General features: G+C 38.3%; 13 protein-coding genes. 4 read left to right on the top strand and 9 right to left on the bottom strand.

Going from position 1 to position 14,552, the window contains the following annotated elements; translation table 11 throughout:
* Positions 1-329: 329 nt before the first annotated feature.
* The gene (locus ACLLO5_RS08860; RefSeq protein WP_413175092.1) at positions 330-2,237 is read left to right on the top strand and encodes a response regulator; all 1,908 of its coding nucleotides are present in this window, start codon (positions 330-332) and stop codon (positions 2,235-2,237) included.
* Positions 2,238-2,288: 51 nt separating this feature from the next.
* On the opposite strand, the gene pyrR is transcribed toward ACLLO5_RS08860, so the two are convergent.
* The 3 genes from pyrR to ACLLO5_RS08845 form a co-directional block, all read right to left on the bottom strand.
* A complete protein-coding gene (pyrR, locus tag ACLLO5_RS08855; RefSeq protein WP_413175091.1) occupies positions 2,289-2,825 on the bottom strand; it encodes a bifunctional pyr operon transcriptional regulator/uracil phosphoribosyltransferase PyrR in 537 nt (178 codons plus the stop codon).
* A 97-nt stretch (positions 2,826-2,922) separates the two neighbouring features.
* A complete protein-coding gene (gene cbiB / locus ACLLO5_RS08850; RefSeq protein WP_413175090.1) occupies positions 2,923-3,885 on the bottom strand; it encodes an adenosylcobinamide-phosphate synthase CbiB in 963 nt (320 codons plus the stop codon).
* Between the two features lie 22 nt (positions 3,886-3,907).
* Complete coding sequence (locus ACLLO5_RS08845; RefSeq protein ID WP_413175089.1) at positions 3,908-4,351, bottom strand: Rrf2 family transcriptional regulator; 444 nt, start codon at positions 4,349-4,351, stop codon at positions 3,908-3,910.
* A gap of 351 nt (positions 4,352-4,702) precedes the next feature.
* Between ACLLO5_RS08845 and ACLLO5_RS08840 the strand changes: the two genes are divergently transcribed.
* Positions 4,703-5,116, top strand: coding sequence for an AbrB family transcriptional regulator (locus ACLLO5_RS08840; protein ID WP_413175088.1), 414 nt, complete (start codon positions 4,703-4,705; stop codon positions 5,114-5,116).
* A gap of 66 nt (positions 5,117-5,182) precedes the next feature.
* On the opposite strand, the gene ACLLO5_RS08835 is transcribed toward ACLLO5_RS08840, so the two are convergent.
* Positions 5,183-7,087 (bottom strand): chloride channel protein, encoded by a 1,905-nt coding sequence (locus tag ACLLO5_RS08835; protein ID WP_413175087.1) that lies wholly within the window; start codon positions 7,085-7,087, stop codon positions 5,183-5,185.
* Between the two features lie 449 nt (positions 7,088-7,536).
* Here ACLLO5_RS08835 and ACLLO5_RS08830 point away from each other — a divergent pair, with 449 nt between their 5' ends.
* Entirely contained in the window at positions 7,537-7,926 is a 390-nt protein-coding gene (locus ACLLO5_RS08830) for a hypothetical protein (protein WP_413175086.1), read from the top strand.
* 93 nt (positions 7,927-8,019) lie between these two features.
* Here ACLLO5_RS08830 and ACLLO5_RS08825 read toward each other — a convergent pair whose 3' ends face one another.
* On the bottom strand, positions 8,020-9,630 hold the full coding sequence (locus tag ACLLO5_RS08825; RefSeq protein WP_413175085.1) for an ArnT family glycosyltransferase: 1,611 nt from the start codon (positions 9,628-9,630) through the stop codon (positions 8,020-8,022).
* A gap of 341 nt (positions 9,631-9,971) precedes the next feature.
* Here ACLLO5_RS08825 and ACLLO5_RS08820 point away from each other — a divergent pair, with 341 nt between their 5' ends.
* On the top strand, positions 9,972-11,507 hold the full coding sequence (locus ACLLO5_RS08820) for a hypothetical protein (RefSeq protein WP_413175084.1): 1,536 nt from the start codon (positions 9,972-9,974) through the stop codon (positions 11,505-11,507).
* Between the two features lie 125 nt (positions 11,508-11,632).
* Here ACLLO5_RS08820 and ACLLO5_RS08815 read toward each other — a convergent pair whose 3' ends face one another.
* The 4 genes from ACLLO5_RS08815 to ACLLO5_RS08800 all read right to left on the bottom strand — a co-directional run bounded on the left by ACLLO5_RS08815 (position 11,633) and on the right by ACLLO5_RS08800 (position 14,552).
* Positions 11,633-12,949 carry a recombinase family protein gene (locus ACLLO5_RS08815; RefSeq protein WP_413175083.1) on the bottom strand — a complete coding sequence of 439 codons (1,317 nt, stop codon included), beginning with the start codon at positions 12,947-12,949 and terminating at the stop codon, positions 11,633-11,635.
* A gap of 9 nt (positions 12,950-12,958) precedes the next feature.
* Complete coding sequence (locus ACLLO5_RS08810) at positions 12,959-13,492, bottom strand: CAP family protein (protein ID WP_413175082.1); 534 nt, start codon at positions 13,490-13,492, stop codon at positions 12,959-12,961.
* Between the two features lie 77 nt (positions 13,493-13,569).
* Positions 13,570-13,929, bottom strand: a complete 360-nt coding sequence (locus tag ACLLO5_RS08805; protein WP_413175081.1) for a VOC family protein — start codon at positions 13,927-13,929, stop codon at positions 13,570-13,572.
* Positions 13,930-14,249: 320 nt separating this feature from the next.
* Positions 14,250-14,552 carry a DUF1816 domain-containing protein gene (locus ACLLO5_RS08800; RefSeq protein ID WP_413175080.1) on the bottom strand — a complete coding sequence of 101 codons (303 nt, stop codon included), beginning with the start codon at positions 14,550-14,552 and terminating at the stop codon, positions 14,250-14,252.

The raw sequence follows: 14,552 nt of genomic DNA, 5'->3' as shown, positions 1-14,552 counted from the left end.
GGTATAGCATTTAATAATATTAGCTAATAGTTGAATTCTGAAAATTTTTCTTCCCAGAGAGGGATTACTACTACACTATAAAATGAGGTTAATTATACAAATGTAGCCGATATTTTAGGTCTTGGAAAAAGCAACTAACAAATAAAGTAGTACACTACGGTAGAAATTAACTATCCATTGTAAATCTCTAAAAAGCTAATGCTGCATACATTTTCAATTTTTAATTCATTGCGGTACTAGGTTTATTAGTAGGTAATTATCCAAACTTGATATGAAGCAGTTAAACAGAAATCTATTAAAACTTCCCCTATAAGCGGTGGGAGGCAATTATGAATAAAACCAAAATTAAAATTTTGTTAATTGATGATGAAGAGGATGATTATTTTTTAACTCGTGATTGGTTCAGTGAATTTCAGGTGGCTGGTTGTGAATTAGAATGGGTTGATAGTTATCTATTAGCTAGAGAAGTGATAGCTCAAAATCAACATGATATCTATCTAGTAGACTACCGTTTAGGGGCATATAACGGACTAGAATTGTTACGCGAAGCTATTCATAATGGTTGTACTTGTCCTTTTATTTTACTTACAGGTCAGGGTGATAGAGAAATAGATATAGAAGCTATGAAAGCAGGAGCAGTTGATTATCTCGAAAAAAGTCAATTAACAGCACCTTTATTAGAACGTTCCATTCGCTATGCCATTGAACGCAAACAAACAGAACAAAAAATCCGTCAACAAGCTGCTTTACTCGATGTTGCTACTGATGCAATTTTTGTAGGTAATCTAGAAGAACACATTTTATTTTGGAACAAAGCTGCTGAACATCTGTATGGTTGGAGTCAAGAAGAAGCTCAAACAAAAAAAATCCGCCATCTTTTTCCAGAAAAAAGCATTTTTCAATTTTCAGAAGTATTGAAAATTATCATTAAAAATCAATCCTGGGAAGGAGAACTATATCAAATTACTAAAAATGGTCAAGAAATCATTGTTGAAAGTCGCTGGACATTAGTACCAGCATTCAACGACAAACCCCAATCTATTTTAGTCGTCAACACTGATATTACTCAAAAAAAGCAACTAGAACAGCAATTTTTACGCGCTCAAAGATTAGAGAGTATTGGTACTTTAGCTAGTGGTATTGCTCACGACTTAAATAATGTCCTAGCACCCATTTTGATGACTGCACAACTTTTAGAAGCACAAATTAAAGATGAACGTTCTCAAAGACTAATACCGATATTGATTAATAATGCTAAAAGAGGCGCAAATTTAGTTAAACAAGTATTATCTTTTGCTCGTGGACTAGATAGTGATGACTGTGGTGGCTTAAGCAAACCTACTCTGATACAATTAAAACATTTACTAATCGAAATCCAGCAAATTGTTAAAGAAACATTTCCTAAAAGTATTGAAATTATTACCCAAATTTCTCAAAATCTTTGGACTGTTTATGGCGATGCTACGCAATTACATCAGGTGTTAATGAATTTATATGTTAATGCCCGTGATGCTATGCCCAAAGGTGGCATTTTAAAGATTTCTGCCGAAAATCTTTTAGTTGATGAAAATTATGCTCAAATCCACATGGATGCTCAAGTTAGACCTTATGTTGTGATTACTGTAACTGATACTGGTATTGGCATGAAGCCGACAATCATAGACCGGATCTTTGAACCTTTTTTTACTACTAAAGAATTCGGTCTAGGTACTGGTTTAGGTCTTTCTACCGTCTTGGGAATTATTAAAAGTCATGGCGGTTTTATAAATGTTTATAGCGAAGAAAAAAAAGGTAGTAAATTTAAAGTTTATTTACCAGCACAAGATACAACCGAAATTATCAAAGAACCAGAAATATTGTTGACTCAAGGCAATGGAGAACTAATATTAGTTGTAGATGACGAAACTGCTATTTGTGATATTACAAAAACATCACTAGAAAAATACAACTATCGAGTCATAACAGCTGATAATGGTATTGAAGCAATTGCTTTATATGTAGAATTTAAAAATGAAATATCTCTAGTGTTAATTGATATAATTATGCCATCCATGGATGGACTAACTACTATTCGTACTCTCAAAAAAATTAATCCCAATGTCAAAATTATTGGTATCAGCGGACTGCCTTCCAGCGATAAAATAAGTGCAGTTTATAATCTAGGTGTTAAAGCTTTTTTATGCAAACCTTATACAACAAATCAATTATTACAAACTATTCACACAGTTATCAGTTAACTGTTATCACTCTCTTTACTGTCACCTATTACCTATCACTGATCACCTGTTTCAATTACCAATCAATTCCACCGCATCCCGTCCATCTCCGTCTTGTAAGTAAACTTTGACAATCTCTTCTTTAGCAGTAGGCAGTTTCTTACCTACAAAATCTGGGTGAATTGGTAATTCGCGATGACCCCTATCTACTAATACAGCTAAACGAATCACCTCTGGTCTACCATACTCATTCACTGCATTCAAAGCAGCACGAATCGTTCTACCTTTGAAAATTACATCATCAACTAGAACAACTGTTTTTCCTGTTAAGTCAAAAGGTATTTCAGTTTTAGCAGGTGTTCTTAAGCCAATTTTATCTAAATCATCACGATAGAATGTAATATCTAATGCTCCAACTGATACACTTATATCTTCAAGTGTTTCTATTTGACGAGCCAATAAATTAGCTAAAGGCACACCTCTAGTGTGAATACCCAACAGTACCAATTGGGACAAATCACGAGTTCTTTCAATAATTTGAGAAGCAAGCCTGGTCAAGGTGCGACGCAGTTCTTCTGATGAGAGAATTTCAACTACTTTGGTAGACATAAATTCTGGGGGAGGGACATGAGTGAAATGAGGGATGAGGGAGATGGAGGAATATTTATCTTTCTTCTACTTTCTGCTTTCTGTCTCCAATTATGAATTACGAATTATATATTAAAAATATTGCCGACCCCAACCACAGTAAAAATGAATATCTAGTCAATTGTAAAGCTTTGTAAATTGACGCTGGGGTGATTGGATAAATAGCATCTCCTAACAATGGTTTATTTTTAGCTACTCCACTATAGTAATTGATCCCTCCCATCTGTACACCTAAAATAGCAGCATAGGCACACTCGCTCCAACCAGAATTAGGACTGGGGTCTTGAATAGCATCCCGTCGACAAATACGCCAAACATCTAAAGGTTTAACTGATAAGAGTGCCAAAGTCATGACTGTTAACCGACAAGGAACCCAAGTTAAAAAGTCTTCTGTCCTAGCACTGAACCAACCAATATAAGTATAGGGTGTTTGTCGATAACCCACCATTGAATCTAAGGTACTACTGGCTTTATATGCTAGAGCCAAAGGGACTGCTCCAACCACAGGAACTAATGCGCCCACAATTGCATAAAATAAAGGAGCCATTACTCCATCCGTAGCATTTTCTGTCACAGTTTCTAAAACTGCTCGCAAAACTTCTGGTTCTGAGAGGTTTGCTGTATCCCGACCCACATAATTGCTTAAAATCTGTCGAGCTTGTTCTAAATTTCCTGTTGTTAAAGGTTTGATAACATCTACAGCAGCGGTTCGTAAACTATGAAGAGCAAAACAACTGGCTAAAAAAATACTCTCTAAAATGATTCCTAATAATGGATGCAGCCATTTGGCTATTTGAATTATTAACCAGCCTGATAAACCACTGCCTATTATAAGGATAATGGCGAGTACAATTCCAGCTAGACGCTGTGTTATCTCACGCTGGCAATGTTGGAGAAAAAATTTACTTAATCCAGAAATTATCCACCCCATCACTCGTACTGGATGAGGCCAACCCCAAGGGTCGCCAATTAAATAATCTAACAAGGCTGCAATGATGAAGATATAGATGTTATTGGTCATTGTTCATTGGAAACAGGGAACTCTAAACCACAAAACTAGCTTCTTCACCCAGAGATGCTTGCCAACTGCGAGCATCATAATAAAGGTCTGCCAGAGTGATACTGTACAAAGCTTCTTTTAGCTTTTGGTTCAGTCTTTGCCATAGTGTAAATGTTACCCAATCTTCTGTTTGTGCAGGAGGTGGATTGTTCAAAGGTAAGTGGGTGATATTTTCCCCTACTGCTTCTAAAATTTGTCCTATAGAGATTTGTGCAGGTTTGATTGCTAATTGATAACCACCGATGCTGCCACGAATTGATTTCACTAATCCGGCACGACGCATTTCTATTAGCAGTTTCTCTAAATAAGGAGCCGGAATATCTTGACGCTTGGCAATTGCTCTTACAGACACAGGTCCATATTTTGGCTGTAAACTCAAATCTAGCAATGCCTTAACACTATAGTGTCCTCTAGTGGTTAGTTTCATCTGTCAGTTATCGGGGAATGGGGAATAGGGAAGCGATATATCAATGACCAATGACCAATGACTTCAAGTTCATCTTCCGTGAGCAGACGACTTTTTTGCTGGACTTTAAAAAACTTAAACTAATATAGTCTACCAGCAATTCACAAACTATATATAGATATCAGCATTATCAGATTTATTTTTTAGAAAATATCTTGACAAGATTGGTAATTGTGCAACAATTTTTTCTGTAAGTGTAATATACTTGCCTATGCTGAGATAAAAAATAAAGGATTCTGTTCCTGTTAGCTCAGTATCAGTTAAAATAAAATCGATTCAACCACTTCAAACATTCATTTTCGACCTAAGTTGATGCCTAAACAGAAAAAAATTGACCCCCTTGTCGGTGAAGAACTGCTCAAAAAAGTCAAGGAGCTAGAGAACGAGAGCAAGGAAGACAAAGCTAAACAGTGTGGCTACTATACTGTTACCAAAAATGGTATAGAGCGCGTCAATATGATGAAATTCTTGAATGCCCTAATTGATGCTGAGGGCATTCAGTTGGATAGCACACCTAGTGCTAATGGTCGTGGTGGACGCAGTGCCAGCTATAGAATTAGTGTGCAGTCGAATAACAACTTATTGATAGGTTCAGCTTATACAAAACAGATGAATCTTAAACCTGGAGATGAATTTATTATCACTTTGGGTAAAAAGCACATTCGACTGCGGCAGGTAGACCCAGAAGACAGGGAAGAGGATGCTGAAGTAGAAGCTACAGCTTAATAATTTGTCATTTGTCATTTGTCAGTTGTTTATTTTTATCAATGACTAATGACCAATGACTAATGATTAATGACCAATCACTATATCTGTTATTGGTAAGACAGGTAGATATTGCTGTATAGCCTTGCGCGTGGCTGCTAAGTTACAAGTTAAAGCAATTTGCTCCTTTTCTAATAAACCTAAAATGCAATCGGGGTTGTCTCTTGCTACTACTGGTAATTGATGCAAACCACGCAACGCCATACGGTCTAAAGCTTCTGATAAGGGTTCATCCTTCCAAGCATAGAGAATATCAGTTGTACAAATGTCTATTACTGTTTGACTGGCAAAATTAGCCTGTATTTGAGTAGGAGAATTCTGGAAACTTTCCCAAAGGGAAAGGGTACGGTTGATATCGTCTAGAGAAAGAATACCTACTAATTTTTCTGCATTATCAATTACTAAAGCACTGCGTGTGCGATCGCGAATCATTTCCATAGCTGCTTCCAAAACTCCAAGGTTCGCAGGCATTTTTTTGGGGTAGGAGTGCATAGCATCTGCCACACAAATTTGCTGTACGATTTCCACCTGCTGATCTTTCAATTCCGCAAGCCCAATCTGTTGAAGATTGGAATTAGAGTTAACATTTGGCTTAATTCGTTCTACCAACCATACACTTAAACCCACTGCTGCCATCAAAGGTAAAACTATGCGATAGTCACGGGTTAATTCAAACAACATTAAAATAGCTGTTAATGGCGCTCTGACACTACCTGCTAAAACAGCAGCCATACCCACCATGGCATAAGCTGGAGGAGCAGCCATATATTGACCAATTATGGGCGCTATCAAAGCTAAAACTTTGGCATAAGCTGACCCAAAGGATGCACCTAAAAACATTGCCGGTGCAAACAGACCACCCACAAAACCACTAGCAGAACTAACCGCCGTCATTAGCAGTTTCAAGACTATAAGTTCAAGTAAAAGGTTTAAAGAAAATTCCTGATCTTGCAGCATTGCTTGCACAGTTCCATAACCAATACCTAAAATTTGTGGGTACTGTAAAGCCACAAGTCCAACCACTGCACCACCAATAATTGGTTGAATCGGCTGAGGAATCTTTGTGAAAACTTCAAACCCTTTCATCCGACCTTCAAAGAACGCTTTAGCCAAACGAATGGATTGAGTGTAGGTCAGTGCAACTAAACTTGCACCCAAACCCAAGCCCAGATAAAGCGGTAATTCCAATGGACTGCGGACTTGGTAAGCAGGTAAGGCAAAAGCAGGTTGGGATCCTAAACCAATTTGAGCTATCAATGCTGCTACTACTGCTGCTAGTAAAACAACACTCACAGCAGAAGTGGCAAAAGATGTAGTTCCCATCACCACTTCTAGAGCAAAAAATACTCCGGCAATGGGAGCATTAAATCCTGCTGCTAAACCAGCCGCAGCACCTGCACCCAAAAGTAACCGCTGTCTCTCTTGAGAAACTTGCAGTACATCTGACAACAACACCCCAAAATTAGTACCAATTTCAACACTTGGTCCTTCTGGCCCTAAAGATGCACCACTGCCTAAAGAGACGGCAGCCGCTATCATCTTAGTAACAGGTCGTAGTTGTTGCTTCACCTCTCTACCTTGAGAGACAGCGATTAGAGATGAAAGTCCAGGGCCAAAGTCTTGAGTACGCCAACGCATTAAACCTACAATCAAACCACCTAGTGTGGGAACACAAGCTAAAGTCCAAGCACCCCAGACTCCTATATGTCCCATGAAATTTTCCAGCAACAGGTCGTGAATCAGCTGGATTAAATAGTGAAAGGTAACTACACCCATACCAGTACCACCACCAATAAGCACGGCTAAAAACAGCACTACTGTTTCTGGAGATGGTTGAAAACGATTAATTAGATGAGTTAAACGGGCAGAAGCTGTAGGAAAGTCAGGTAGTGACCTTACCTTCCTCAGTTGAGTAGGAGGCAAGAGAGTCATGAAAAACCGGGGGAAATGTAGGAAAAAATTTAATGTTTTATTCGTTAATTCTCATTGTGAGCCATTATTTAGCAACTGGACAAGTATGCTTGATTGGCTTCAATTACAAAGCTTTGATAAACCCAAGTCAGCAGTTAGAATTTTTGTGAAAAGAAGCGTTTAAATAGGAGAGAATTAGTATTGACAGCAGGTGAGTAAATCAGTAAAAGGTTGTAGAGATTGGGGTGTAGGGAAAAATTAGCAATAGCTCTGTCCCTTATTGATTTTGGGACTGGGTGTAAACAAAAGCTATTCTCTCCTGTCCACACCCTGCATCATCAACCTTCTGGGTGGATGTAACTGCCGTAACTCTTGCGGTTGTCAAGGTTTGACTAGATCACTCAATTGTGATCAAAGTTCAATATAGCTATTTTTATAGAGTGAGTAAATGGACTAGGTGGACAAGCTAGATGAATATACACACCTTTGATAATAATTATGTTACTTGCCCAATTTGCCACAGAAATAACAGAACTAAACCTGTGAAGACCTATATTGGTTTATTTACTTGTCCATATTGTCAGGAAAGGCTTGTGGTTTGTAATAGTGGTCACTATGTCCGTGATCCGTTTATTTGGAAAAATATTGTCATTGCTTCGGCGTTACGTCGTCAAAGCCGTCCTTTAGCTAGGATGATTAGAGATTTAGTTCTTCTCCAGCACCCTTTTGTCGCTTTGGCTATGGGATGTGCGGTTTTATTAACTACAATTGCTGTAACCCAGGAAAATACAAGCTACAACAATCCATTGGTTCAAGAAAATGAGAAGATAATTCAACCAGGAAAGGGTTACATACCATAAATTACCACAAATAGGCTGTAAAATCTAGGTTTTGAAAAGAAGGTGCAGGGGAATGTATTTTCATCAGCCCCTGCACTCTGCCTGCTACCTTCTTTAATAGCGAGTGATCAATTGCCAACCTTGAGCTTGATCAACTACTTTAATCAATGGAAGTTTGAGATTTTCTAAAGCAGATGCATTCACAAGCAAATAAGGTGGTTGTACATCATACTGCCAATAATATTGCAAGTCGCCAAAAGAAGCAGGAATAATGGTGCGATCGCTATAAAAATTCAACGATGACCGCGGGTAGGGGAAAGATGTGTATATTTTCCTAACTGCTGGGTTGGCTCGTGCTATCATTGCCGCAACTGGTTTGACAGGATAAGCTTCTCCTGGTTCCCAGATCCAGTAATTAGATTTCATCAACAACAGTAGGGAAATATAGCTTCCCCAAACTAAAATCTTCAAAAATTGCCCATCGCCTCGTTCTGCTAAAATAGCGGCTAAAGTCATAGTCAAGGCCGCAGCGGCAAAAATCATCTGTAAGTCTGTTTTGCCTATACTCCCCCAACTAAAATAAATGCTACCCGCCGAAGCTACCACAGCTAAAATAGCAAAACTTGTCACCCAAGCGCGGGGATAGGAGGAGAATAAACGCAAATTCTCTATTTCTGTGAGTTGGAAACCAAAGGCCAAAGCCAAACCAGGATAAATGGGGAAGATATACCAAGGCTGTTTGACACTAACTAGAGAAATCAGCAGTAAGTAAACACCAGTCCAAACTATAATCAATCTTGCCCAGCTAAGATTACGATTTTCCCAGGTGAAGCGCAGAGTTTGCGGTAGAAATACTAACCACGGCCATGACCATTTGAGAATTTCTATGAGATAGAACCAAAATGGTTCAGGTTGACCATTTGCTACCAGATTAATTTGATGCAGGGGTTGATCGACTAAATCAATCTCAGTGAAGGGATAACCATAGTGCAGTAGTTGGGCAGCGTACCAACCCAGTACAGGTAAAATACCGATCAATATTCCTATCCACAGATAGTAACTAGTGAGTAATCTTGGTGTATCCCAAAAGAGAAAAACTACAGCCACAGCACCCAATAATATACCCAATACACCTTTAGTCAGGCAAATCAGCCCAAAACTAATCCCAATACCAAGGCAATAGCGTAAATCTCGGCGCGATCGCAACACACACAATATCATCACCATCAACAGAGTTACTACCACCCCATCCAACATTGCTAACCTGCCATGACGCACTACTGGTAGCATTGTTAAATAAATTAAGGCGCTATACACAGCCGCCCAACGCTGGCGAAATATCTCTCTACCAAGACAATACAGTAAAGGCACAGAAATAGCAGTCAACATTGCACCAGGTAGGCGAGTTGTCCATTCGTTTACACCACCTACAGAGTAAGACCAAGCAATTAGCCAATGCATCAAGGGTGGCTTGTGATAGTATGGTTCACCTCCCAAAGTAGGGTAAAGCCAGCGCATCGAACCTGCTGAATCCTGCCAAATTTCTTTAGCCACCTGTGCCACGGTGCCTTCATCCCAATCTCGTAGTGGTAGTCCCCCAAGATTGATACTGAACAGTAACACCGCCGCCAACAGTAACACTATTAACCATATCCAATCAATCCATTTGTCAACTGGGTGATGCTGTTTTTCTAGGTGAGTCCAAATATAGCTTCCTTCTTGCATATTTTATGCTAATCATTTTACTCGCTGGTTCAATTACGTAGAGCAGGTAATAGGGAAGAAGATGAGGAGATGGGGATAAGAATCTCACCCACTCAATGCCCAATGCTTCACTAAATTACAACTTCAAGGCTCAAAACCCAGAACAGTATTGCACCATTACCAATTATTTTCGCAAGCAATGGCTAGATCCAAAACTAGCTCAGTTTTCTCTCAATAATGATAATTTTTTGGAGAAAATTTTTCTTAGTCATTTTTTAAACAATTTAACAAGCATTTTCCAAGTTAAATGATATAAAGAATACAACCCTCAACTGGTCAATTGTCCTGAAGGAGTTTGTATAATGCGCCTACCTTTTATTTTAGATGTCGCCCTGGGTTTAATTTTTATTTACCTAATTTTGAGTTTATTAGCGTCAGAAATTCAAGAACTGATTGCTACAGTGCTGCAATGGCGGGCAGTACATCTAAGGAAATCAATTGAAATTCTCTTGGCTGGAGATTTGGAAAACTCAAAAGCCAAGGAGATCATCGAATTAACAAATAAAATTTATACTAATCCATTAATTAAAAGTACCAACCAAGAAGCAAAAGGATTTTTATCTACTTTTCCCAGAAAATTGACTTGGTTTATAGCTGCCAAAACTCGTTATATGGAAAAGTTAGTGTCTAAATCTTTACTAGGAACAACAACATTTGGTGATCAAAGCAGTGCGCCTTCCTATATTTCTGGAGATAATTTTGCCACAACTCTGATAGAGGAATTAAAAATACCTAAATTAATCTACAATTTAACAGTGCTGAGACTGGAAAAATTTAAAGAACAGCGTTTACAAGAAGTCAGAGATGTGCTGATAAGATTGCAAAAAAAAATAGAAAATAATCAATTATCAAGTCAAATTACTAAAGATATAGGAAATGATTTCAAAAATCTAACTAAAGAATATACAGACCTTGTTAATGATTTCAAAAACAACAAATATGATATAGATACCATTGTTGAGCGTATGAAAGATAGCTTGTATAAATATGTAGATAATTTTGAAGCCAACATTGATGATGAACATGAATTTTTAAAGGAAACATTAAAGAGGTTACAAGCTCTTCGTGACCACATATTTCAAAATGTCGATGAAGCCATAATTTTGGGAGGCTTGAAGCCAAATATTAATGAAATTGTTCAATTAATGAATAAAAGCAGTGCTATTTGTACAGAAATGGAAACAACTATACATGATGAAAATAGTGCCACATATCAAACCATTAGGGAATTGATTGATAGCTTACCACCTGTAATAGTAGAGAATATTAGCACCCTAGCCAAACGAGCGCAATACAGAGCTAAAAGCACAGAGGAAGGTATTAAAATTTTACGAGGAGAACTTGAAAGTTGTTTTGATAACTCTATGGAGCGAGCCGGTGGTGTTTACAAACGTAATGCTAAAGGAGTCGCAATTTTAATTGGTATTACTTTAGCTGTCGGTGCGAATGCAGATACATTTCACATAATTGATCGCTTATCAAAAGATACGGTACTGCGAGACACAATTGTTTATAAAGCTGTACAAACAATAGAAAAGTCTAATTCTACAAATTCTAATTCTGCAAAACCAGATATCAATACTCAAGAAATTTTAAATGAGATTAGTTTACCAATTGGTTGGACAAATGAAAACTTACAAACTCAACTAAACTTGCAAGCAATCAAGAACGGTGGTTGGCCTATTTTCGATATATTAAGTATGATTATTGGTTGGCTAATCAGCGGTATTGCTATTGCGATGGGAGCGCCTTTTTGGTTTGATTTACTCAGTAAAGTTATGAATGTCAGGAATGCAGGTAAATCACCAAAACCAGCAAAAAATCAAGATGATAATTAATTTGTAATGCTTCAGGAGTCAGAAGAAGGAGGCAGAAGGCAGGAGGCAGAAGGCAGGAGAAAGAAGAAAGAAGGAATTAATCTTTCCCCCCTACCCCTCTGCTCCCTGCTCCCTGCTATAACAAATTAAAAAATGAAACTTATCTGTAAATCCCACTCTTTATCATTGCGAATGATATCTATTTGACGAATGAATTCTCGTAAATAAAATCTTCGTTCTACTTCTGATAAATCTAACCAAAATTGGGGAATGGAAACAGCTTCAGCAACAGAACGCAAGTTTACAGGTGGGAGAGTTGCTAACTTGGCTTGGAGTTGAGAAATTTCTGTGCGGAGTTTGTAAGCTCTGATTTTGGCTGTTTCTACATCAAGAACTCCAGTTTCTATGAATGTAGGTAATTGCTGGAGGATTTCTTGTTGTCGTGCGATCGCATCATTTAAACTATTTTTAATAGCGTCAAGTTGAGGAAAATTCATCCCTGCTACTGCTAAAGGTAAGTCTCTACACACAATTGCAATTGTCTTTTCTAAAACTTCTGGGTAAGAAATAGCACGACATTTAGGGACTTGGGGACATTTTGTATTGCGTAAATACAAATACTCCTGATTTTGATACCGCTGAGTAACACGAGTGACTGTCATTTGCGCCTGACATTGGCTACAAACAACCAAACCAGCTAAAGAACGGGGCGCACTAGCAGTACGAGATGGTAAACGACTATTGCGGCGTAAAAGTCGATCAACTTGTGCTGCTTCTTCCCTAGAAATAATCCCTAAATGGGTATCAGAAATAATTTCTCCATTTTGATAAGCTGTATCACCACGGTACACGGGATTTGTTAACCAACGCCTTCCGGTGGTGACAGATATTCTTTTACCGTATTTTTTGGCTAAATGGCGAACTGAACCACGGAGAGAACCATAAAGTAAAAAGTTGTCAAAAAAATCTTTAACTATAGGTGATGTACTGCGATCAACAGTATATTTTCCTTTACCTCTGCGGTAGCCGTAGGGGACTTTACCCGGCGGTGGTGAGGCTTCAAGACGATTTCTAGCGTGTCCTTGACGGATGCGGCGACTGCGTTGTTGGCGTTGAATTGCTTGAAGTAAGCTCAATAATTCAATGCGGATGTTAGCAGATTCAGATGTATATTTTTGTTCTGTAGCAATGACTATTATCCCCATTGATTCTAATTGGTTGAGGCGATCGCTCACTTGTGCTAATGTATCCCCCAATTCTTCTAAACGACGAATCAGCAAATAATTTGCAGGTTCTGTTTCACAGTCAACTAATAATTGTTGTAATTGCGATCGCATCACCTGTCCAGAGGACTGTTGCTCACCCAAATCTTGATAAATTCGATCTATCTCCCAACCCCAACTAGCATCATCGGGAGTAGTTTCTAATAGAGGATCAGTGTAACTGTAAGCAATGATTTTCATCACGAATTCTTAATACACCCTTTGTCCTCGATAATTTCCTGGGGGACTGTAGCGACAAACTAAAATATCCTTACCACCACCACGCGCAACACCACAACCAACAGCAGCAGTATTTCGCCAAATTATTTGAGTATAATGACCTACATCATACCAGTTGCCTGTAGAACTGACATTAGGAAAAATCCCATTCACGAAATATTGCTTTTCCTGACCCCAACTATCAACCATTTGTGTGTAACTAAAATATCCCGCAGTACCAGCCCACAAATTTTCACCTTCACCAGTATTCTGACTGTGTTGCAAATTTCCACCACGAGAAGCAAGATTATTTGCCCATTGTTGAGCATTATTCGCTAAGGTATTAGACCATTTGAGAGGAGGAACGTTTACTTCCTGACGGTACTTATTATGAGCATTAAGAAGTTCAGTAATTCCTGTCCTATTTTGGGCTACAACTTGCGAAGTTTGAGGTAAAGAGGCTGTTATAGCAAAAGCGACTGTCGTTAATCCAGTACAAGTAATTTTGGTGAATAAGTGTGTCATTTTTGCCTAGTTAAACATTATCTATATATTGACTATGTGAACTATGCTCAATAATCTCCCCTATCTTCAGAAAGAACTTATTGCTGATTTAATTCGATAATATTTCCATCTGGATCTTTAGTAAAAATAGCAGGACGACCAGAAGCACTGGCTTGAATAGGATAATTTTGACTCAGTAGTTCTGTTTTTGCTGTTTCTAGGTCAGCCACTGAGAAAGCAACGTGCGGGTTACGTCCCCATTTTTCGTTTTGATTGTCGGTAGGGACACTAGATGCAACTATGAGGTGAATTTGATAATTGCCAATTTGATACCATGCACCAGGGTATTTTAGCGTGCGGTCTATTTTTGCTAATCCTAATACTTGTCCATAAAACTGTTCTGAGCGTTCTAAGTCAGTGACAAGTATGGCTGTGTGGAAACTTTGAGTAATTTGCATTTTTGGGTAATATTGGGAGTTGACTAGTACACCAAGTCATAAGTTAACCACCAATTAAAAAATACTGGATAGCTTGTGCAATCTACTTTTTTAAGTTTTAAGTTTTAAGTTTTAAGTTTTAATTGCGTCTTGCGGTACTGGATCTCCCGACAAGTATTGTTTTGGTATGTTGGTCATCGTTCTTAGGATTAAGCCCAAGAACAATGATAGCCTATGGATTTACAGCGTTCTGCACACAAAAAAAGTACAAAGTCTATTTGAAAAGTCAACTGTCAAGCTAGTTTGATAACTGACAGCTGACTAATAACTGCTGATCTATCTTACATTTGACCGCTAAAGGCAGGCTTTACTTTACGGTCAATCCGTTCCCCCAGGTCTTCAGCAATAGTCAAATCATAAGGTTTACAACGCTTGACATTAACTATAATTCCTTGCGCTCCTTCAATTTCCAGGTCTTCTATGTAGCCCTTACTTGCCAGTGTTGCTTCCGCTGAACTAAAAAATGGTCCAAAGTAGTATGTGCAACGAGGATTTTGGGTGACAATCTCTACCCACCAAGCCAAGCCGAGGCTGTTAGATATACTAATCAGCTGTTCTTTGAGGTTATGCCAAATGGTTTTCAT

The sequence above is a fragment of the Anabaena azotica SJ-1 genome (assembly GCF_047275885.1).
GTDB lineage: Bacteria > Cyanobacteriota > Cyanobacteriia > Cyanobacteriales > Nostocaceae > Trichormus_B > Trichormus_B azotica_A.
This window is presented reverse-complemented; position numbering and strand designations above follow the sequence as displayed.

What these genes read in the sequence shown, in the direction of transcription:
- ACLLO5_RS08840 (WP_413175088.1), top strand. Translation starts at nt 4,703, where the DNA reads ATGCCTAAACAGAAAAAAATTGACCCCCTTGTCGGTGAAGAACTGCTC.
- ACLLO5_RS08835 (WP_413175087.1), bottom strand. Translation starts at nt 7,087, where the DNA reads ATGACTCTCTTGCCTCCTACTCAACTGAGGAAGGTAAGGTCACTACCT.
- cbiB (WP_413175090.1), bottom strand. Translation starts at nt 3,885, where the DNA reads ATGACCAATAACATCTATATCTTCATCATTGCAGCCTTGTTAGATTAT.
- ACLLO5_RS08845 (WP_413175089.1), bottom strand. Translation starts at nt 4,351, where the DNA reads ATGAAACTAACCACTAGAGGACACTATAGTGTTAAGGCATTGCTAGAT.
- pyrR (WP_413175091.1), bottom strand. Translation starts at nt 2,825, where the DNA reads ATGTCTACCAAAGTAGTTGAAATTCTCTCATCAGAAGAACTGCGTCGC.
- ACLLO5_RS08815 (WP_413175083.1), bottom strand. Translation starts at nt 12,949, where the DNA reads ATGAAAATCATTGCTTACAGTTACACTGATCCTCTATTAGAAACTACT.
- ACLLO5_RS08800 (WP_413175080.1), bottom strand. Translation starts at nt 14,552, where the DNA reads ATGAAAACCATTTGGCATAACCTCAAAGAACAGCTGATTAGTATATCT.
- ACLLO5_RS08810 (WP_413175082.1), bottom strand. Translation starts at nt 13,492, where the DNA reads ATGACACACTTATTCACCAAAATTACTTGTACTGGATTAACGACAGTC.
- ACLLO5_RS08860 (WP_413175092.1), top strand. Translation starts at nt 330, where the DNA reads ATGAATAAAACCAAAATTAAAATTTTGTTAATTGATGATGAAGAGGAT.
- ACLLO5_RS08825 (WP_413175085.1), bottom strand. Translation starts at nt 9,630, where the DNA reads ATGCAAGAAGGAAGCTATATTTGGACTCACCTAGAAAAACAGCATCAC.
- ACLLO5_RS08830 (WP_413175086.1), top strand. Translation starts at nt 7,537, where the DNA reads ATGAATATACACACCTTTGATAATAATTATGTTACTTGCCCAATTTGC.
- ACLLO5_RS08820 (WP_413175084.1), top strand. Translation starts at nt 9,972, where the DNA reads ATGCGCCTACCTTTTATTTTAGATGTCGCCCTGGGTTTAATTTTTATT.
- ACLLO5_RS08805 (WP_413175081.1), bottom strand. Translation starts at nt 13,929, where the DNA reads ATGCAAATTACTCAAAGTTTCCACACAGCCATACTTGTCACTGACTTA.